Here is a 21,737-nt window from a genome sequence, read left to right as displayed (position 1 = left end):
GAAAGTTTTAAACTTCGTATTCAACCAATTCGAATCTATTTCCAAATGGATCCCTGAAGAACAAACGTTCTCTGCCGGTTATTTTCGAAGAATATTTTATCTCGATGTTATTATCGGCCAGCAGCTTTTTTGCTTCATCTAAGCTTTCTATCTCAAAGGCTGTATGTCTGGATGATAGTTTATTGTCAATATCTCCTGCTGTTAAATGCAATTCAATATCGCCCATTAAAAACCAGGTAGCTTTATCTACCAAACTGGGTATTTCCTTTAATCCCAATATGTTTTTGTAGAAATTTATAGCGGTTTCAGCTTCGCCTTCAGGATAATTTACGGTAATATGGTCTGTCTTTTTTAATTTTAGCATAATTATAATCTCGTATCCAAATATATAAATCTTAATATACTGACGTTAACAACAGCAAACTATAATTGAAAAAAATGGTTACAGTGATATAAGTTTACGATATGAATCTTCATCCTATTTCTCTGATTTCAATTTTAGACAACGATTTTTACAAATTTACCATGCAGCAAGGCGTTATTCGCCTGTTTCCATATGCCAAAGCAAGATATCAGTTTATAAATAGAGGAAAGCATGTATTTCCAGAAGGATTTGCCGCTCTACTGAGAAAATCTGTTGACCAGATGGCTTTATTGCAGCTAACTAGAGAAGAGAAGAAGTTTTTGAAAGTGACCTGTCCCTATCTGGATCCGCTTTATCTGGATTTCCTGGACGGATATCGTTTCAACCCAGAAGAAGTGCATATTTCACAGGATGGGGGCGACTTGACAGTTAAAGTGGAAGGTTTGTGGTACAGAACTATATTGTGGGAAGTACCTTTGATGTCTCTTATTTCTGAGTTATTTTATATAGCTACGGGTGCGATACGGGAAAGTAATGAGGTGATTGTAGAAAAAAGCAGGGAGAAAATAGAGAAGTTTAAGAAACTGGATGTTACGGTAGCAGAGTTTGGCGCCAGAAGAAGGTATTCTTATGAGGTACACAGACTGGTACTGCATACGATGCAGAAATATGGAAAAGGTTCTTTTATTGGTACAAGCAATGTACACATGGCTATGATTTACAATGAAAAGCCTATTGGTACGCATGCGCATGAATGGTTTATGTTCCATGCAGCCCGTTATGGCTTTAAGATGTCTAATGCTATGAGTTTAGAAAACTGGGTCAACGTTTATCGGGGAGATTTGGGGATAGCGCTTTCGGATACCTATACAACTGATGTGTTTCTGAAACAGTTTGATAAAATGTTCTCTAAGCTTTTTGACGGTGTACGCCATGATAGCGGTGACCCGTTAGTTTTTGCAGATAAAGTAATTGAACATTACAGGAATATGGGAATTGACCCGCTTTCGAAGACTATTATTTTTTCTGATGCTTTAAACTATGAAAAAGTAGAAAGAATAGCTTCTTATTGTAAGGGAAGGATTAAGATGTCTTTTGGAATAGGAACTAATTTAACCAATGATGCCGGGCCAGAACCAATGAATATTGTGATAAAAATGACGGAAACGAATGCCGATAATGACGGTTGGACTGAAGTGGTTAAACTATCGGATGAAAAAGGTAAATATACAGGTAATCCTGAGACCATAAATCTGGCTAAAGAGATTTTGGGTATTAATTAACTGGATAATAACAGTCAGAATAAAGAAAATATATTTGATACTTCTCGAGAAATTCATTGTAAATTTGAATTTCTTAAATTGGTAGCTGTATAATTTAAACCTGAATGTCCGATTTCATCGTTGATGGCGATATATTGTCCAGATTAAAGTCGGGAGACGAAGCTGCGTTTTCCCTGATTTATAAGGCCTTTTGGAAGGAGCTGTTTAATGCTGCGTATAAAAGACTGAAGGATATTGAGCAAAGTCAGGACATCGTTCAAAATGTATTTATTTCTCTGTGGGACAGACGAGAAGTGGTAGATATTAATAATATAGAAGCATATTTACATACTTCGGTTAAATTTCAGGTTTTTAAACACAGTGCCAGAAGTCCTGATACTTCTGAATTTTTAAGCGCGTTTGAAAATATCCTTGTCTCGCCAGTTTCTCCGGAAAACTCGATGCTGGAAAAGGAGATTCTGGGTTTGGTGAAATTGTGGATAGATGCCCTGCCTAAAAAACGGAGAGAAATTTTTCTATTGCATTATCATGACGGATTAACTACTGCTGAAATAGCAGATCTCTTGAAGGTTTCCAGGAAAACTGTTCAGAACCAGCTCAACACAGCGAGTACTCATCTTAGGCTCAGACTCACTCAGATACTTTCTTTATTGATTCTGCTCCATTTTAAATAAATCAAACCTGCTCAAATACAGATAGGCACTTTTATTTCACTTTTCGTGTACTTTATTTTCTTCCCTAAAAATAGAGCTTCTAATAATGTATTAATTTTTCTCAACCTGTTTAGCGAACCTTAAGAAGATATAAATACATTTATTGGAGTTTTCATAATGGTTATTAATACACAAATTTGTCATTGCGAAACCAGAAGTTTAGACTTGTGATCGGCGGTTGTGGCAATCTCAATTTTACCACTTTATTTTTTACAATTAGTCATCCTGTAAGGACTCCCTAAGGAGAATTTGCTTCAGATCTGTGTTTTGTTGGGAGGTGTAACTCTAAGAAATCTTTCAGATCTCTTGAACGGCAGGATCAAGGTATTTAATAATAGTTGATTAATTGTTCAAGATAGCCCTTTAGCAATATCCCGGACAACTTGATCAGTTATCTTTTGGTTTATTCTTTCAGTTTGGTGTTGTATGATTTATTAAGACGATCTGGATAATTGCTTATAGCATTCATGATTTCCCAACCCTTACCGTTGTGAGTAATATCGTGCCAATTAATATGATATTCGCTCGGTTCGCCATCGGGTCTGTTTAATCCAATATTTCCTTGTCTACCATAAACTGTAGCTACACTATCTTTAAAGTCAATGAACAACTGGATGTAATAATTTTCATGCCTTCTCATTACTGTGGTTAAAGGATTAAGGCTTCTGTTGGTGTCGATTCTAAAATTAGCCTTTAATAAACGACTAATATATGCTCGCTTTAAAGCATCATTACTCAAATTGGTGATTACCTTAATTTTATTTGTACTAGCGCTTGGTTCATCTGCCCATATCTCTAGAATTTCAGCTGGTTTTTGTATGCCCGATTTTTTAAAAAGGTCACAAGAAGTAAGCGCCACTAATGAAAAGATACTTGCTGAAAAAAGTAGTAGAATAGAGGCTTTCATTTTATTTCTTACTTAAGTTATAAGTGATACTAACAAATCCTCCCCACCTATAGAAATCGTTTAAAGGAACCGTTGTTATGGTTTTAGGAATCAGCTCATTTTCTTCGTAATCGTTGCTCAACAGTTGAACTTTTGCCAAGGTGGCACCCGCACTTATAATAATTCGTTGCTCTTGACCAAATAAGGCAGATAGGCCGCCGTGATAATTTAAGTTCGTTTCATTATTGACGCTGATACCTAGCGCACCTCCTAAATTAAAGTTTGTCTTACCTTGATAATAGAAATGCATTAAAGCACCTATTGCTGGTAAAATACATGTCTTGTTTTTATTCTTAATAATCATGTTGTTTATAGTATCACCTTCAATAGCCTGTAGTTTATAACTTTGGTCAAATACATCTTTTCCTAAAATGCCAAAGATACCTGTACTGAAATTGATCTTGAAGCCAGTAACATGTCCTGTTAAGGTTTTATTGAAGTTGGCATAGTGGTTCATATAATCTTTTGTTTCAGGTTTTGGATTTATACGCCATGTAATTTCCATAAGATCTTCTTTAGCTAAAAAGGCAGGAGATACATAACTGAAAGCCGACACATTTATCCTGTCATATGCTTTTTTCAATTGAGAACTAAAAGCAGCTGCTTCTAATGCATCGATTTTTGTCTTGGCTTTCTCTACATTGGCAATAGCCTGCTCTAATGTTTTATGAAATATAGTGCTTCCACTCAGTTCTTCCATAATCTCCTCTGTAATTGTATTCTTTCCTTTTTTTACTTTAGACAGTTCAGCGGTAAGTAGTTGCTCATATTTTGCTTTTAAAGATTGGTAATCAATATAGTATTGTGTAATTTCTTTATGTTTTTCTTCTAGTTCTTCAAATAAAGCTTCCGTATTATTTTTAAGTGTTAACCCCAGTCCAACATCTGTTTCCGAAGGTGTTATCCCAAACTCTTCTTCCAATAGTTTTTCTGTAAGATCAATTTTTGCCTGCTTAATCTCTGAATATTTTGAGGTGCTGTTTAAAGAAAGATCAAGCAAATCGTTGTAGGTCCTGTTCAACCTTCTGATCGATTTATAGCTTTTTGAATACAGATCAATGGCATCAACAAGGGCTTTTCTTTTTTCATAGTATTCTCTTTTTGCAGGCAGTAGGGATTTAAGTTCTTTGTTTTCGAATTGCAAACCTATTTCTTTTAGAGAAGAGTCACCAGTAGTTGTCTCCGATTGAAGTAGGGCATTTAGTTTAGATACGTCTAGTTCCGTAAGTGCATTGAACAACACCGGTTGGGTAGTGTGTAAGGATTTATACTCATTATTTACTGTTATATCATAGAGGTTTCTGTTGATATCGTCAATTCTAAACCTCACTTCATTGCCTTTTTTAATATAAAAAAAACTAGGTGGAGCTATACCATCTATCAAATTTCCCTTGAAAGTGGTATCTCTAGATGGTTTTTCGGCATATAAGTTATTAAATGCATACAACATCATACCTATTGCAAAAAGTAAATTTTTAATCTTCATATAGTAGTCTAATTTTTAGGATATAGTATATTGAAAGCTTTAACGTCATTCTTAGAAAAAGCAAGTGTTTTGGTTCCGTTATCCCGTCCACAGAAATAATGCATCACAGAAACGTTGTCATATTTTACACCTATGCTGTATTGTCCCTGTTCTGTAGGTTTTTCGCAGGAGGTAGGCAGAGTTCTAAATCTAGCAGTTTCTTCGTGTCTGAATCCAAAAATATGCCCAATTTCATGTCTGAATATGCCGGTCTGGTCATAGTTAGTGTTCCAATATAAAGGATAAATATGTATAGCTCTTCTCTCGATTGGTGTTGTAGGAAAAAAGGAAGTAGCTATGGTTTCCTTTTTGTCGGAGGGTAGGTAGGATACCACAAAATCTACCTCGCTACCAGCTTGAATACCTGGACGATTGTCCAAATGCTCGAGATAAATCATCTTCACGCCACATGCCGACTGCCAGTCTTGGACTGCTTTCAGTATGGCCGCTCTTACATTGGGGTAGCCATTTGGAATAGTAGAAAAGGAATGTTGGTCTATAGCAAAGGACAATGGAAATTTCGTCCATTTAATAATGTTTCCAGTCTTATGGTCTTTAATTACAACCGCTTTTTGTGTGTCTTTTTTTTCTATCCCCTCTATAGGTCCAAGAAGATTCTCAAAATTTAGTCTTTGGATAAGTTCTTGTCTCGAAAGTAAGAGATCGCCTTCCGCTATATAATAAGTCTCACCTTTTACTTTTACGCTGTCAAAGTCCGCTAGGGATTGGTTAAGCTCAGGAAAAGTAACATTGGTTGCTAATTCTTGTGAACCGTTAGCAATACTAGAATCCAGACTTATCTGGTCTTGCCAATTAAGCTCATCATTTGAGGCTTGTTGTTGTGTGATGGATAAACTATCAATTACAAGGGGATTTTGCTCTTTAATTTCATTGCAAGCACAGAAGACGATCATTGATATATATAGCAGTATGGAATTTTCTTTAGGTAGTAATGGGTTCATTATTAGTTTTTTATCTGATAAATGTAAAATTAGTTTTCCATAAGTCAAAATATTATCGAACCCAAGTTGGTGATTTCATATAATCCTCAATTCACATCTTTTCAAGCTTCTTATAAAAATTCATTCCGTCCAAAGGTCTTCTTACGAGAATTTATTTCAGGCTTTAAACATCTCATTGCAACCTTAATTCTTCAAAAAGTTTTTTCTCTTTTTTGTTTTGGGACTATTTACGATTTTGGGTACATATTGTTAAAAGGCGCAAAGACGGCCTGGAAAACAATAAACCTATTAAATAATGAAATTAACTAAACAAGCCGAAAGCAGAAGGAGTTTCGTCAAAAAGGTAACGCTTTCTACATTGGCTATTACTGCAGGAAGTACACTTATAGCATGTGCAAAAAAGAATGATGGAATTTTAGAGCGTAAAAATAATCCCGTTACTGAAGCTGACCCTGAGGTTAAAATAATTGATAAACTTTTTAACCAAAGCAGGCCTGATGATCTTGGTCTGGACTATGCGGTGGGTACCGAGCAGATTACCATTTTCAGGCCTGAAAGGGCTTTGGATATGAAATTTAATAATCATCCGCAGTTAGTGGAGTTCAAAGGAAAGCTGTACGCTACCTGGGTTGGCCATCCTTTGCATGAACCCAGTGATGAATCTTATGTTTATTACAGTGTATCTGAAGATGGTTCCAGCTGGGCTCCGCCAAAGCAGGTAGGTCCCGCCAATAGGGCAAGTGGCGGCTGGCTAACTGATGGAAAGCAATTAAGTTGCTTACTTATTGCAGGAGATAAGGCAAATAAAACTTCTGTAATTGAAGCATGTGTTTCTACGGATGGACAAAACTGGTTGGCACCTAAAGTGCTTATTCAAAATGCCAGTGCTAGCGAAAGTGCAAGGCGTTTGCCGAACGGGAGGTTCGTCATGGTTTGTCATGGTTTGGGCACAGGAGAATTTAAAGAGGTAAGAGGAACCAGAATTATGTACAGCGATTCGGTAGATGGACTATCGGACTGGAAGCAAGGTTTTCTACCCGATTTACCCGATTATAATGCCAATGATAAAGAGAAAGTTGCCAGACCGGTAGAGGCAAGCTGGTACAGGCGAAAGGATGGTACATTGGTTATGTTATTTAGAGATTTGCATTTTGAAGCGAATACAAGAACGTGGAAATTGCTGGCTGCTACCAGTAAAGATAATGGTACAACCTGGTCTAAACCTGAACTTACCAATATTCCGGATTCGGATTCGATGCAGTGTGCCGGAAACCTGAACGAATCAACGGCTTATTTTGTGAATAATCCTGTTCCTACAAGACGACGTGTTCCATTAACGGTAACTATTAGTAAAGACGGAAAAATATTCGATAAATCCTTTCTATTGAGAGATATACCACAAACCAGAAGATATGATGGTATTAGCAAAACGGAGGGATATAGTTATCCCGGTAGTTTTATATGGAAAAATAATCTGTATGTAGCTTATGCTACCAATAAAGAGGATGTAGAAATAACAAGAATCCCAATGAAAAATCTTATTTAAATAAAATTTGGGACTTATAATGATTTCGGGTACATCTTATTAGTATAAACTCTAAAAATGGCTAAATACAATTTTAAATCTGATTTAAAAAGGATAGTTAAAAAATATCTGGAGGGCAAGGCGTCTGAAGAAGAAAAGGCCTTTTTAGAGAAATATTATAGTTTTTTCAATAGTGAAAAGAATGCGCTGGACAGTTTGTCTGTTAAACAGATTACCGATTTAGAGGATGCAATGGAACATAATATTCTGTTGAAACTAAAAAGACATGGAGAGCGTCCTAAATGGATTAAATTGTTTCCATATAAATATGTGGCAGCTGCTGTTTTATTGATTGTTGGGCTTTATGCTATTTATCATGTTAGAAGTGAAAAATCGATTCCAGATCAGATCGCTAGGATTGATGAACGCTTATTGGATTCGGGTGAAAATGTGGTAATGCTGACTTTATCGGACGGAAAGAAAGTGAAACTGCAGGACATCGAGTCGGGAATTGTAGCTGAAGAAAGTGGGACGAAGATAGAAAAGAAAGCAGATGGAACTATTGTATACACTGCAAGTGAAAGCACGTTTTTCGATACAAAAGAAAATAGGTTTAATACGATTAGTACCCCAAACGGGCAGCTTTCTCAAATCAACCTTCCTGACGGTACAAAGGTTTGGCTAAACGCAGAATCTTCGTTGAAATATCCGGTTGCTTTTATTGGTAATAAGCGTTTGGTAGAACTTAACGGGGAAGCGTATTTCGAAGTTGCCAAAAATAAAGAAAAACCTTTTGTGGTGAAGGCGAAAGACTCGGAAATTAAAGTTTTGGGGACTAAATTTAATGTCAGTGCCTATTCTGACGATAATTTCACAAAAACTACACTTGCTGAAGGGCTGGTTTCAATAGCTAAAGAGAAGACTTCAAAATTACTAAAACCGGGACAGCAGGCACTTATACTTAATAATCAGTCTGCTATAGATATTACCAACGTAGATACTGAAGAGGCTATGGCATGGAAGAATGGCTATTTTATGTTTAATAACATGGATATAAAAACGGTTATGACCATGATAAGCAGGTGGTACGATATAGAGGTGGAGTATCAGGGAAAAACAGAGAATGAAGTGTTTATAGGGACTGTTTCCCGCTTCGAGGATATTGAAAAACTATTGAGAACGATAGAGTTAACCGGAATCGTTCATTTTAAAATATCAGATAATTCCAATAAGAAAAGAAGAAAGGTGGTTGTTATGCCCTGAAAAGTTATAGCAGGCAATTCATAAAGTTATCAGGGACGTTGCGACCGCCCCTGATGGTTGTTGAGCCTTTATTAAAACCTAGATAATCTTAATTAAACACCTAACATTCAAATGTACAAAAAAATAAAAACAAGCATTTGCGGGAATCGCTGTGCTCTCTTATCGAAAATCTTACTCACCATGAAGTTAGCTTTCGCACTATTGTTAATTGGTTTTTTACACGTTAGCGCCGCCGGTTTTGCTCAAAAAATCAACCTGAATAAGAAAAATATCCTGTTAATGGATGTTTTAAAAGAGATCAGGAAACAAAGCGGTTATAATATTCTGTTTACGGGGGGAGCCGTAAAAAATCAGGTTATTCAATCTATTGATTTGTCTAATGCTTCTATTGAAGAAGCTATGAACAAGAGCTTAGGTTCTTTTGGCCTCACTTATAAGATAGTAGATAAAAATGTCGTCATATCAAAATTACAGGAAGAAGTTCCCAGGCAACCCAAGACAATACCGATAACGGGTAAAGTAGTTGATGAGAATGGCGATCCTCTGGCGGGAGTGGCTGTTAAAGTAAAAAATGCTCAAACTGGCGCAGTAACAGATGCCAGTGGCATATATAAAATAACCGTAATTAATACAGAAGCTGTTTTAGTATACTCCTTTATTGGTTTTTCTCAGCAAGAACGCAAAGTTGGTAATGATAAAACAATAAATATCACTTTGAAAGAACAAAACACTGCTTTGAATCAGATAGTGGTGATTGGTTATGGAGAAGTTAGTCGTAAAGATCTTACAGGTGCTGTTAGTGAAGTAAATGTAAAAGATATTGTAAAAGCACCGGTGCCTTCTTTTATCGACGCACTAGCGGGCAGGGTTGCCGGCGTAAAGGTATCAGCCAATGATGGTCAGCCGGGTTCGGAAATGAATATCGTAATTCGTGGAGCTAATTCTCTTACTCAGAACAATTCTCCATTATATGTGATCGATGGATTCCCTGTGGAAGATATTTCCAGCGCGGCTATTAACCCGGACGATATTGAAACTTTAAACATTTTGAAAGATGCGTCATCTACTGCAGTTTATGGCTCAAGGGCAGCTAATGGCGTTGTTGTTATAGAAACCAAGAAGGGCAAAATCGGGAAGCCGGTTATCACTTTCAATAGCTCTTTGGGAATGCATAAGGTAATCAAGCAGATGGAAATGATGTCTTCTTATGATTTTGTTAAATATCAATTGGAATTAAATGAAGGCAGAGCAACAAACAGGTATCTGTCTGACAAAACGCTTGATGATTACAAAAATATAAGTGGGGTAGACTGGCAGGGGAAAATTCTTAAAACAACACTGATACAAAATCATAATCTTGCAATAAGAGGTGGGAATGCACAGACAAAATATTCTTTATCGGGCTCTTTATTTAAGCAACCCGGAATTATAAATAATACAGGTTTTAATAGAACACAATTTAGGGCTTCTTTAGATCAAACCATCAGTAAAAAGATAACTGTTGGGTTTAATGCTAATTTTGGAAGCCTGATGAATTACGGTCAGGTAGTTGCAGTCGGGGAAGGAGCTTCTTCAACTTATTTACTTTATAGAACCTGGGGATACAGGCCGGTAAGCGGCAATGCAGATTTCGATTTGGAAAATGACATGGCTGATCCTGATAATCTGCAATTGGCCGATATCCGTTTAAACCCCTATATCACCAGCAGTAATGATTATACCAGAAACAGGATAATTGATTTAGTTGCTAATGGATACGTTAAATATGATATATCCAAAGGTCTGACTTTGAGGTTAACGGGTAGTGCTAAAGGAAATAACCAGAGAAGAAGTCTTTTTTATAACTCTAATACAACGCAGGGCTCTTCACTAAATCCTTCGAATAAGTTTGGTGTAAATGGTAGTATTCGTTATTCGGACACTTTCAATTGGTCTAATCAGAATACTTTAACGTGGAATAAGACTTTTAATAGGATACATAAGTTAACCTTAATGGGAGGAACTTCTATACAGGAGAATAAGTTTGACCAATATGGCTATGGTACAATAGATATCAATACAGAACAACTGGGCATGCCTGGTTTGGAAACAGGTAATTTATATAGTGCCATAGCAACTGCCACGGGAAATACTTTAGCATCTTTTTATGGTAGGGTTAACTACGGTTTCAAATCTAAGTATTTATTGACAGCAACATTCCGGGCTGATGGTTCTTCCAAATTTGCCAAAGGGCATCGCTGGGGATACTTTCCATCAGCAGCGTTTGCATGGAACATGCATGAGGAGGACTTTGTGAAAAATATCTCTCTTATATCGAACTCTAAACTCAGGGTTAGTTATGGGGCAACCGGAAATAACCGAATAGCCGATTTTGCTTATTTACCCAGCTTGAACATGCTTGTTGGTAATGCTTATTCTTTTAACAACCAGTCGCCTGTAAGGGGGACAATTTCTACCAACCTTGGTGATACGGATTTGAAATGGGAGAGTACCGCGCAAGCTGACATCGGATGGGACTTAGGTTTTTTTAAGGATAAAATACAGCTTACAATAGATATGTATTCGAAGACAACGAAGGATCTTTTATTGTATGCAAACTTCCCTGCCACTACGGGGTATTTGCAAGCCTATAAAAATGTTGGATCGGTGCGAAACAGGGGAATGGAGTTTTCTTTAAATACGAATAATGTACGTAAGAAGGATTTTTCATGGTCGAGTAACTTTAATATCAGTTTTAACGATAGCAAGGTATTGGAATTGGCCAATGGAGATAAAAACCTGTTCAGTACAGTGAGTTTTTTCTCGCAATATAATGGTAGTGCTTTATATCTGGCAAGGGTGGACCAGCCTATGGGCCAGTTTTACGGCTATGTTTTTGATGGTATATATCAGTTGGATCAGTTTGATAATCCTGCACCGGGAAAATATATCCTCAAAAAAGAGTTTCCAAGTAATGCCAGCGCCACTGAAAGAGATAATATACAGCCAGGCGATATTAGGTATAAAGATCTTAATGGTGACGGGGTTATCAACTCAAATGACATGACTGTTATTGGAAGGGCTTTGCCCATACATACCGGTGGTTTCAATAATAATTTTACGTATAAAAACTTTGATCTTAACGTATTCTTCCAATGGTCTTACGGCAATCAGATCTATAATGCAAACCGATTGATTTTTGATGGAAATGGAATTAAAGCGCTGGATTTAAATCAATATGCTTCTTATAGTAATAGATGGACACCTGAAAACCCGTCGAATACCAATTATAGGACTGGTGGACAAGGACCTCAGGGAATTCATTCATCCAGAGTTCTGGAGGATGGTTCTTTTTTAAGATTGAAGACCCTTGCTTTAGCTTATTCATTACCAAAAAGACTTATTAAGTCGGCCTATTTGGATGAACTGAAATTGAATGTAGCTGTGCAAAACCTGATTACCTGGACAAGGTATTCGGGTATGGATCCTGAGGTTTCTGTAAGAAGTAGTATTCCAACTACTCCGGGATTTGACTATTCGGCCTACCCAATGGCTAGAACTATTGTTTTTGGTATTAATGCAACCTTTTAAAAATTAGAAAACCATGAAATTGAGAATTTTAACAGTACTGGTAATTTCGCAAATATTCTTTTCGGGTTGTGAGAAATTTCTGGATGTAAAGCCCCAGGATATTCTGGCTCCAGAAGCCTATTATGAAACCGAAAAAGATCTTGAACATTCACTGGCGGGTATTTATGATGTTTTAGGTAACAATGTTTTATATGGCGGGCAGATTTTATTTAATTATGCTTTAGATGGAGATGACGGTTATTGCAGCAGGGTTTCTACAACTACAGGCCCTATGTTATATGATTTTACTTCTTCGGATCCTTTTGTAACCAATCATTGGAATACCTTATATATTGGTATTAATCGCGCAAATCTTTTGCTGGAAAATATAGATAGCAATCCATCTATATCTAAGGACATCAGAAACAGAGTACGGGGGGAAGCGTCTTTTCTACGAGCCTATTTTTATTTTCTGTTGGTGCAAACTTATGGAGAGGTACCTATTGTCCTTGCTTCGACTAAATCTACCTCAAATACAGATATCGAAAAATCTTCTATAAAAGAAGTTTATGATGTGATTTTGAAGGACATGGAGTATGCCGAAGAGCATGTAAGGGATATAAACGAAGCAGGTGGAGGTCGTGTCAACAAATCTGCGGTAAGAGGGATTTTGGCAAGGGTTTGTCTATTTATGGCAGGATATCCGCTGAAAGATGTATCGAAATATGAAGATGCAAAAAACTGGGCATTGAAGGTCATAAATGATGGAAACTCGGGACATCGGCTAAATGCTTCTTATTCACAGATTTTCATCAATTATGCTAAAGATTTTTATGACGTAAAGGAGAGCATTTGGGAAGTAGAGTTCTACGGTGATATAGCGAATGGTTTTGACGAAACCGGGTGGAATGGTTACGTTAATTCGCCAAGCTCTACACTTGATAATATAAAAAGCCTTTCGTTTGTGGCAGCAACTGCTAATTTGTATAACAAGTATGATTTGGGAGATACACGGAGGGATTGGAATATAGCTAATTTTAGCTACAATGCTACCGGTGGAAAAACCTATTCAAACTCAACCTCATATGCTTCATTGTTTGTGCGTCCGGCAGCGAAATTTAGAAGGGAATATGAATTGAACCCGGTGAAAAAAGCATATGCTACCCCTCAAAATTTTCCGATTCTAAGATTTTCGGATATACTTCTGATGTATGCGGAAGCTTTGAATGAAATTTCTTTCGCCAATAAATCTGAAGTGGTGAAATACCTTGAAATGGTTAGGGAAAGAGCCTTTATGAAAAAAGGTAGTGTAAAATCTATAACGGTTAATAATAGAGGTAGCAATTATTCTGTTGCACCAACTATTACTATTACAGGCGGGGGCGGCTCGGGCGCTAAAGCCTATGCGGTCTTAAATGGATCTAAACAGATATCGGGAATTCTTTTAGAAAGGGACGGCGTAATAGGCTCGGTTTTCGGGGAAGGATATACTTCTGTTCCTACCGTTACCATAACCACTCCTGCGGGCGCGACAGGATCGGGAGGTATAGCAACAGCAGTACTTTTTGACGGAACGGAGCATAAGGTGCCCGCTTTAGCAACAGTCAATCAGGAAGCGCTAAGGAAGTTTATTCAGGAAGAAAGATCTAGAGAACTGGCGTTTGAGTGTTTGCGAAAGGCAGATCTTATTCGTTGGGAGAAGTTTCTTGAAAATATGCAGGATGTTTATAATACAATCAGCCAGCAAGTACCTCCGGCAAACTATGCCAACTATATCAATAGGTATCAAAATGTAAACAGTAAACATTTGCTATGGCCTATTCCATCAAGGGAATTAAGCCTGAACAGCAAATTGAAGCAAAATAATAACTGGTAAACTTTTTAAATAAATACAATGGAATTAAAGCATTTCTTTTTCATGGCTATGCTATTGGCTGTGGTTTCCTGTAAAAAAGAAAATCGTTTAAAACTCGATAAACTGGATTTTGATGTGCAGGCCAGTGCTACTGAGGTGCAGGTAAATAAAACGGTAGATTTTTATTTTAGCGGGGATGCCGAGTTATTAAGCTTCTATTCGGGCGAATTTTTAAATGACTATAATTTTAAAGAAGGCCGGATGCTTGATATTACAGGCGGACAAAGCATCTCTTTTACATCAGCTGTAGACAAGGGAAGCCAGACAAATCAATTATCGGTTTGGGCAAGTACCGATTTTGATGGAAATTATCAGAATTTAGAAAGCATTCATCAGGCTACCTGGACAGATATAACCAACCGTTTTACTCTTGCTACAACGAATACATTTGTAACGTCCGGAGAAAAGGATATTACAGACATTTATAAGTCTGGAAAGCCTCTTTTCATCGCATATAAATACAATACCCTTTCTCAGTTAGATTACGGTGATGCCAGAATATGGATGATACAGGATTTCAAAATTCAGGGACAAACAGCGGAAGGGAAACTGAAAGTACTTGGTTTAAACGAAGCAGGTTTTAGAATTATAGATGAAAATCCCACAACTCATCCTGCCAGGTCTGTAGTGACTACATCAAGAATTACAATGCAAGGTAACTTGTATACTGACAATTGGTCTCCAGGTGGTTACCATTGGGCAATTAGTAAACCGCTTTATCTTGACGTTCTGAACTTGGGACCAGACCGGGCTCAGGCTTTAAAAGGAAGTGAAAACCCTATGCCAGATGTTTTTACGCACAAATTTACAAAACCAGGTACTTACGAAGTGAAATTTATTGGCTCTGTTCAGAATATCAATAAACATAAAGAAATAATCAAAACAATTACGATTACTGTAAAACCATAATCAAATGTTAAAGCGTTTTTTTAGAAAATATTTTCCATTACTATTCTTAGCCGTTCCGCAAGCTTCAGAAGCTAAAATTATTTTGCCTGCCTTAGTGGGCGATGGTATGGTTTTGCAGAGAAATGTTGCGATTCCTGTTTGGGGATGGGCAGATCCTGGTGAGATTGTTCGGATTGAATTTAAAGGCAAAGTTTATAAGACACAGGCTAATGGGCAAGGAAAATGGACATTGTCTTTGGATAAACAGCCTGCATCGATTCCTCTTCAAATGCTTATAAGAGGCGAAAAGGAAGAGATAGTTATTAAAAATATTGCGATAGGTGATGTATGGGTATGTTCCGGGCAATCCAATATGTATATGAAAATGAAGGATTTGGGAGAGGCTTATCCATTGAAGATAGATGATAATATTCCCCAAATAAGGTCTATAGAGGTTTCTAAAGTAACCAGTTTTAAGCCCGAAGAGAATTTTAAAAGTATAGGATGGCGGGAAGCTATGCCCATGCATCTTCCTGCATTTTCAGCGGTTGCTTATTTCTTTGCTAAAGAACTGTACAAAAAAAATCAGGTTCCAATAGGTTTAATAAGTACCAGTTGGGGTGGTACAAAAGCTGAGGCCTGGGTAAGTCTGGAAGGATTGAAAGACTTTCCTGATTATATTAATAGATATAAAAATGTAAGCGAACCGGCGTTCAGAGAATCAGTATTACAAAAGGAACAGCAAGAAATAAAATCATGGTCAGACCAGGTTATGGGATTAGACAAAGGCTTTCAATCGTTAAAAACATGGAATGCTGTTGATTTTGACGATTCATCATGGAAGCGAGTTATTCTGCCCGCTTACTGGGAAAAACAGCCTGAATTAAAAAATTATGACGGCGTAGTGTGGTTCAGGAAGGAAATTGAGCTTACTAAAGCAGATTTAGGGAAACGCAGTACAATATTTCTTTCTTATGTGGACGAGCTGGACAGTACTTATATAAACGGAAAACTGATTGGAGCTACCTATGGAAGGAATAACATTAGAAAATACGCGGTCCCGGAAGATTTGTTGGTGGAAGGAAAAAATGTAATAACCGTAAGAGTAACGGATTGGGGTGGTCCTGGAGGATTTAGTAGTGGTCCGGATGGTATGAAGATAGTTATTGGTGAAAGGGTAGTTGGCCTGAATAACGAGTGGGCTTATAAAGAGAGTCTGCCATTGAAAGACATGCCTAAATACCCGCGTACAGATAAAATTGTACTGCAATATGAGCCGTCTTTACTGTACAATGCCATGATAGCTCCTTTAACGAATTATGCTATAAAGGGAGTTATATGGTATCAGGGAGAATCTAATACAGATAAAGCTGAGGAATACGGCAGACTATTACCGGCTCTTATAAAGGACTGGCGAAAACAATGGAATCTGGGAGACTTTCCTTTTTTATATGTACAGTTACCTAATTATGGCCCATACAGTCTGAATGTATTATCCAGCAACTGGGCAAACCTGAGGGAATCACAGTTGAAGACACTTGCTGTATCCAATACAGGAATGGCTGTTACAATAGATGTGGGAGAGGAAAAAGATTTACATCCTAAAAATAAATGGGATGTAGGAAAGAGGCTTGCTATAGCCGCACAAAAAGTGGCCTATGGAAATAATAAAATAGTTTATTCGGGCCCGATCTATAAAGAAATGAAAGTATCTGGTACAGAAGCAAAGATAACTTTCGATCATACAGGTTCTGGACTTGCCATAAGGGATAGCAACTTGTTACAAGGCTTTTTTATAGCAGGGGAAAATGGAGTTTTTGTACAGGCGAATGCACGAATTGAAAATAATCAGGTAGTGGTTTGGCATAATAGCGTCTCTAAACCTGTAGCGGTTAGATACGCATGGCAAGATAACCCTTATAAAAGTAATCTGATTAATAAAGAAGGTCTGCCTGCATCACCATTCAGAACAGATAAACCCTGGAGACAGCAGTTATGAAAAAGTTAATTCTGATTTATTACCTGTTTGCATTTGTTCTGACTGTTAATGCCCAACAGCTTAATTCTATTGGCTTAGAAATGGTTGATATAAAACCCGGTAGATTTCTAATGGGCGATTATGCCTATGGTGAAAATAAAGATGAGAGCCCGACACATATTGTAAATATATCCAGACCGTTCAAAATTTCGTCAACAGAAATTAGCAATGCGCAATATGAGCAATTCGATCCCGCGCATCGACAACTAAGGCGTAAAAATGGTTTCTCTACAGAAGACGACGAAGCAGTTATTTATGTGAACTACCAAGATGCAGTTAATTTTTGCGAATGGCTTTCGGAAAAGGAAGGTAAACAATACCGTTTACCTACTGAGGCGGAGTGGGAATATGTATGCAAGGCAGGTACATTAACTCCTTATGCCATTGGTGACAGGGTTTTACCTAAAGAGTATCTCAAGAATCAGGATATTATCTGGGAACCTAAACCGGTTTCATTAAAAGTGAAGCAAACTAAACCTAATGCCTGGGGAATTTATGATATGCATGGGAATGTAGAGGAATGGTGTTTGGATTGGTATGGGAAATATACCGTATCTGAAAAAACAGATCCGGCCGGTTATGAAAAGGGTTTATATAGAATTACAAGAGGTGGCAGTCATGGAACACCTGTGAGGTATTTACGCTCGTCGAACAGGTCTGCCCTTATTCCCGAAGATAAGACACTTTACACCGGTTTTAGAATTGTAGAAGTAACAGAAAAGCTGAAACCTGCTTCTTTTATTTCAGAACCTATACCGAAGAATGGAATTCCAAAGGCGTCCATATTTAAATGGAACGTGACGGATAAACCTGTTTTTATGGAACCTTTGACTTACCTACATACCAATAATGCAGGTAAGAATGATTTTATGTACCATCATAATCATTGTCCGGCGGCAACATGGTTGCCTAATGGAGATTTGCTTGCAATATGGTTTTCTACGGAAGATGAAAAAGGTAGGGAAATGACCATTTTATCCAGCCGTTTGAAGGTTGGAGAACAAAAATGGACTGATCCTGAACTATTTTTTAAGGTTCCCGATCGTAATATGACCGGATCTTCACTGTTTTATGACCAGCAAAGAAATGTTGTTTACCATATGAATGGTGTTGAAGCAACCGGCACCTGGCAAAATCTCGCCATGGTAAAGCGAGAAAGTAAAGATAACGGCTACACCTGGTCTAAACCAGAATTTGCCAATCCTGAACATGAATTGGGAAATCAGGTTATTGCCGGGATGTTTAAAACAAAAGAAGGCTGGCTGGTACAACCCTGTGATGCTACACCAAAAGTAAGAGGGGGCAGTGTCATTCATATTTCTAAAGACAATGGAAAAACCTGGAGCAGTCCTTCTGTAATATCAAATCAAATACCTGTTTTTAAACAAGGAGGAGAAGGCACTATAATAGCAGGAATACATGCTGGCGTTGTACAACTACAAAATGGAGACTTAATGGCGTTTGGCAGAGATGACAACATTAAGGCCGGTAATAATTATTACATGCCTATGAGTCTATCGAAGAATGGTGGACAGACTTGGACTTATCATGCTACAGAGTTCCCTCCCATATCCAGTGGTCAGCGATTAATTCTGAGAAGGTTAAATGAAGGAGCTTTATTGCTGGTTTCATTTACAGATGCAAGTGTTACTGATAGAAAAGGAATGCAGTTTACCCGAAAAGACGGAACAACTTATACAGGTTATGGTATGTATGCTGCTGTTTCATTTGATGATGGTAAAACCTGGCCGGTAAAAAAACTGATTACCGATGGAAAAGAAGGTTTTTTGAACGGCGGAGGCTTTACAGGTTATTTCAAAATAAATGCACAATATGCTGAACCTAAAGGATATCTGGCAGCTACACAAAGCCCCGATAACATGATTCATTTGTTTAGTAGCGCATTGCACTATAGGTTTAATATGAAATGGCTAATGGATTAATATACAGTATGTAATCAATTTATAACTAAAATAAATCAATATGAAAAGAACACTTTTACTTTTTGGCTTTGCATTGTTTGCTAAACTTGGGGTAGCCCAGAATTTTACGGAAGGTAATATTGTACTACTTCGGGTTGGAGATGAGGAATATGGAGGAAATTATGCAAGTAGTAATTATAATTGCCCTCTGTTTTTGGATGAATATTCAGTTACTGGTACTACTGCTACATTAGCACAGAGTGTGGCTTTGCCTATAGCTGATAACGGAATTAATAAAAGGATAGTAGCTCCGGGAAATTCATCAAATGAAGGTCTCATGTCAAGATCTGCAGATGGAAAATATTTGTTAGTACCCGGGTATGTGGGGAATGTGTCTGACAAAAATATTGTTGCTACAACAAAAGTTTACAATTCACCATCAACGGTTGAGAGAGTAATAGGTGTGGTGGATTATCAAAAAAGTATAAATACTTCTAATACTTATACCGGCATATATGAAAATAATAATTTCAGATCGGTTACATCTTATGATGCCAGCTCTTTTTGGGGAGTGGGTGGAGGAAGTAATACTTCGGTTCAGCACCTTTCATCGGCCACTGCAACTATAGGTGGATCGAATTTGTTACAGGCAAGATCTTTTAAGAATAAATTGTATGTAACCGGAAAAACAGAACTATATGATATTAATGATAAGTCTAACCCAAACCAGGCTGCTACATCATCAAATGCAAACTATACAAAAGTAGCTACAGGATTAACAAATGTGCAGTCTTTTTGCATAGCAGATCAGGCTGGAGAAACTGTGATGTATGTTTTAGAAGTGGGGGCTCCTTTTATCGTTAAAAAATATGCGTTAATTTCTGGTGTGTGGTCAGCAAAAGGTTCTGTAAATGGGCCAACCGGATCTAAGGGTTTGGCTATAGAATCAAAAGTTGTTAATAGCAATAATGTCGAACTATACATAGTAAGTAATACCTCAACATCTCAAACAGATGTCTATCAATTGTTAGATATTTCGGGCTATAGCGGAAATATGACAGCTAATACTCCGACTAATATACTATCTGTTACATCTGATTATTCGTATAGGGGAATAGCTTTGGCTCCCGTAAAAAACTCTGTCCTTCCTGTTAAATTAACAGATTTTAAAGCTAAGAAAATAGGTTCTTCCATACAATTGAGCTGGACTACGGCGTCAGAAAACGAAAACGATTACTTTGAGGTATTGAAATCTACAGGAGAAGGATTTCAAGTAATAGATAAGATAAAAGGAAACGGAACAACTGACCAAATAAGTAATTACAGTTTTATAGACAAAGAGCAGTCATCCGGTACGGTATATTATCAATTAAGGCAGGTAGACAAAAATGGTCATTCTGAACTTTCGTCAATTGTCTCTGTAAATCCTTCTGCTTTCGGTTCAAATGATCCCAAAGTTAATGCTTCTCTAACAACACAACAGTTAAGTTTTGAAATTGCTTCATTGATAAAAACAGAGGCTAAGCTGATTGTTAAAGATGTTTCAGGTAAGTTATTGGTTGATAAAAATATATCTCTGTCTATAGGGAAGAATGCGTTTACACTACCTGTTAAATTATCAAATACCGTTTATGTCGCCCTTATTTCAAAATCAGGAGAAACTAAAGCAGTAAAATTTATACCTAATAAATAAAAGTCACATATAAAATATCATGAATAAATTTAGTAGAAAAGCCCTTACGTTAATGACTATGTTTGGGGCTCTTGCAAGCTCAACATTTGCGCAATCAGCAAAACCATTTAAAAAGGACAATCTGGTTATTTATCGCATAGGAGATATGCATTCAGGCTCGGATATCAATACTTACAATGCCTGCCCAATTTATTTGGATGAATACAACATTTTGGGAGAAAAGCCGGTGTTGGTTCAATCTATTGGGTTACCGGCTAAAACAATGGGAGATAATCGACGTATAGTTGCCTTGGGTAAAGATGTTTGGTCGGGATGGATTAGTCTTTCGAATGACGGACAATCTATCGCCATCCCGGGTTACGATGCTGGTTTAGGGACAGAAATAGCGAATAAGCCTGCAGAAAGTGTAAACAGGGTAATTTCTGTAATTGGTGCAGACGGTAATATCAATTCGTCTTTCGTTCTTGATAATGCATTCAACAATAATGCATTTCGCTCTGCAGCGACTTTTGATGGTAATGAGATTTGGGCTGCGGGTGGCGGTGGTGCCAATAACGGAGGTATATTTTATTTGAAAAAAGGAGAAAAAAATGCGGTAAACCTGGGAGGTATAAGCTTTAGACAGGTTAAATTCTATGATGGTAGTCTGTATGCCTGTGAAAACACCCGGGTATATCAGGTTGGAAGCGGAAGAGTAACCGAGGCTCCTAAAAAATTTATTAACCTTACGGGCGAACCCACATTTAATGATGGAACTAGTTTTACTATCGTAGATATGGATCAAACGGGTACGAATCCACAGAAAATAATGTATTACCTTACTTATAATAATGGGATTACTAAGTATTCACTGGTGAAAAATAAGTGGGTTGCAAATGGTGTATATAAAGATATTGCAAAAGGCAATGCTATAGAGGGAAAGGTTGTTGATGGTAAAGTGAAGCTTTATATTATCAGTAGCGGGAATGATAGAGGTGGAGATGGAAAACTAATAGAAGTTACTGACAATTCCGGGCATGGATTGGATATGAGCGCTTCTTCAAAATTGTTGTTGAAGTCGGCAGAAAACCAAACTTTCAGAAGTCTGACCTGGGCACCTGTAAAGAAATAATAAAAAGAGATTAACATACAGATTATAAGCATCTTTTAAG

15 protein-coding genes are annotated in these 21,737 nt (G+C 37.4%); 11 read left to right on the top strand and 4 right to left on the bottom strand.

Annotated elements, in window-relative coordinates:
• Window positions 1-7 precede the first annotated feature (7 nt).
• Entirely contained in the window at window positions 8-364 is a 357-nt protein-coding gene (locus tag PEDSA_RS05530) for a VOC family protein (protein ID WP_013632174.1), read from the bottom strand.
• 101 nt (window positions 365-465) lie between these two features.
• On the opposite strand from PEDSA_RS05530, the gene pncB reads away from it, so the two are divergent.
• Window positions 466-1,647 (top strand): nicotinate phosphoribosyltransferase, encoded by a 1,182-nt coding sequence (gene pncB, locus PEDSA_RS05525; protein WP_013632173.1) that lies wholly within the window; start codon window positions 466-468, stop codon window positions 1,645-1,647.
• Between the two features lie 104 nt (window positions 1,648-1,751).
• Window positions 1,752-2,321: an RNA polymerase sigma factor gene (locus PEDSA_RS05520; RefSeq protein ID WP_013632172.1), complete on the top strand. Its 570-nt coding sequence runs from the start codon at window positions 1,752-1,754 to the stop codon at window positions 2,319-2,321.
• Between the two features lie 442 nt (window positions 2,322-2,763).
• Here PEDSA_RS05520 and PEDSA_RS05515 read toward each other — a convergent pair whose 3' ends face one another.
• The 3 genes from PEDSA_RS05515 to PEDSA_RS05505 are packed head-to-tail and all read right to left on the bottom strand — an operon-like array spanning window position 2,764 to window position 5,793.
• Complete coding sequence (locus tag PEDSA_RS05515) at window positions 2,764-3,267, bottom strand: hypothetical protein (protein WP_013632171.1); 504 nt, start codon at window positions 3,265-3,267, stop codon at window positions 2,764-2,766.
• A 1-nt stretch (window position 3,268) separates the two neighbouring features.
• On the bottom strand, window positions 3,269-4,792 hold the full coding sequence (locus PEDSA_RS05510) for a hypothetical protein (RefSeq protein WP_013632170.1): 1,524 nt from the start codon (window positions 4,790-4,792) through the stop codon (window positions 3,269-3,271).
• Window positions 4,793-4,800: 8 nt separating this feature from the next.
• Window positions 4,801-5,793, bottom strand: a complete 993-nt coding sequence (locus PEDSA_RS05505; RefSeq protein WP_013632169.1) for a zinc metalloprotease — start codon at window positions 5,791-5,793, stop codon at window positions 4,801-4,803.
• A gap of 295 nt (window positions 5,794-6,088) precedes the next feature.
• Between PEDSA_RS05505 and PEDSA_RS05500 the strand changes: the two genes are divergently transcribed.
• The 9 genes from PEDSA_RS05500 to PEDSA_RS05460 all read left to right on the top strand — a co-directional run bounded on the left by PEDSA_RS05500 (window position 6,089) and on the right by PEDSA_RS05460 (window position 21,697).
• Window positions 6,089-7,339, top strand: a complete 1,251-nt coding sequence (locus PEDSA_RS05500; protein ID WP_013632168.1) for an exo-alpha-sialidase — start codon at window positions 6,089-6,091, stop codon at window positions 7,337-7,339.
• Between the two features lie 57 nt (window positions 7,340-7,396).
• Window positions 7,397-8,581, top strand: coding sequence for a FecR family protein (locus PEDSA_RS05495; RefSeq protein WP_013632167.1), 1,185 nt, complete (start codon window positions 7,397-7,399; stop codon window positions 8,579-8,581).
• 180 nt (window positions 8,582-8,761) lie between these two features.
• Window positions 8,762-12,151 carry a TonB-dependent receptor gene (locus PEDSA_RS05490; protein ID WP_245546835.1) on the top strand — a complete coding sequence of 1,130 codons (3,390 nt, stop codon included), beginning with the start codon at window positions 8,762-8,764 and terminating at the stop codon, window positions 12,149-12,151.
• 13 nt (window positions 12,152-12,164) lie between these two features.
• Window positions 12,165-14,006 (top strand): RagB/SusD family nutrient uptake outer membrane protein, encoded by a 1,842-nt coding sequence (locus tag PEDSA_RS05485; RefSeq protein WP_013632165.1) that lies wholly within the window; start codon window positions 12,165-12,167, stop codon window positions 14,004-14,006.
• 18 nt (window positions 14,007-14,024) lie between these two features.
• The gene (locus PEDSA_RS05480) at window positions 14,025-14,954 is read left to right on the top strand and encodes a DUF5017 domain-containing protein (protein WP_013632164.1); all 930 of its coding nucleotides are present in this window, start codon (window positions 14,025-14,027) and stop codon (window positions 14,952-14,954) included.
• 4 nt (window positions 14,955-14,958) lie between these two features.
• Window positions 14,959-16,932 carry a sialate O-acetylesterase gene (locus PEDSA_RS05475; protein ID WP_013632163.1) on the top strand — a complete coding sequence of 658 codons (1,974 nt, stop codon included), beginning with the start codon at window positions 14,959-14,961 and terminating at the stop codon, window positions 16,930-16,932.
• Complete coding sequence (locus tag PEDSA_RS05470; RefSeq protein ID WP_013632162.1) at window positions 16,929-18,914, top strand: SUMF1/EgtB/PvdO family nonheme iron enzyme; 1,986 nt, start codon at window positions 16,929-16,931, stop codon at window positions 18,912-18,914. Before PEDSA_RS05475 ends, PEDSA_RS05470 begins: the two co-directional genes overlap by 4 nt.
• 40 nt (window positions 18,915-18,954) lie before the next feature.
• On the top strand, window positions 18,955-20,586 hold the full coding sequence (locus PEDSA_RS19480; RefSeq protein WP_013632161.1) for a fibronectin type III domain-containing protein: 1,632 nt from the start codon (window positions 18,955-18,957) through the stop codon (window positions 20,584-20,586).
• A gap of 19 nt (window positions 20,587-20,605) precedes the next feature.
• Complete coding sequence (locus PEDSA_RS05460; RefSeq protein WP_013632160.1) at window positions 20,606-21,697, top strand: hypothetical protein; 1,092 nt, start codon at window positions 20,606-20,608, stop codon at window positions 21,695-21,697.
• Window positions 21,698-21,737: the final 40 nt, after the last annotated feature.

It is taken from the genome of Pseudopedobacter saltans DSM 12145, assembly GCF_000190735.1.
GTDB lineage: Bacteria > Bacteroidota > Bacteroidia > Sphingobacteriales > Sphingobacteriaceae > Pseudopedobacter > Pseudopedobacter saltans.
The sequence above is the reverse complement of the archived record's forward strand: the minus strand, read 5'-3'. Positions and strand labels throughout refer to the sequence as shown.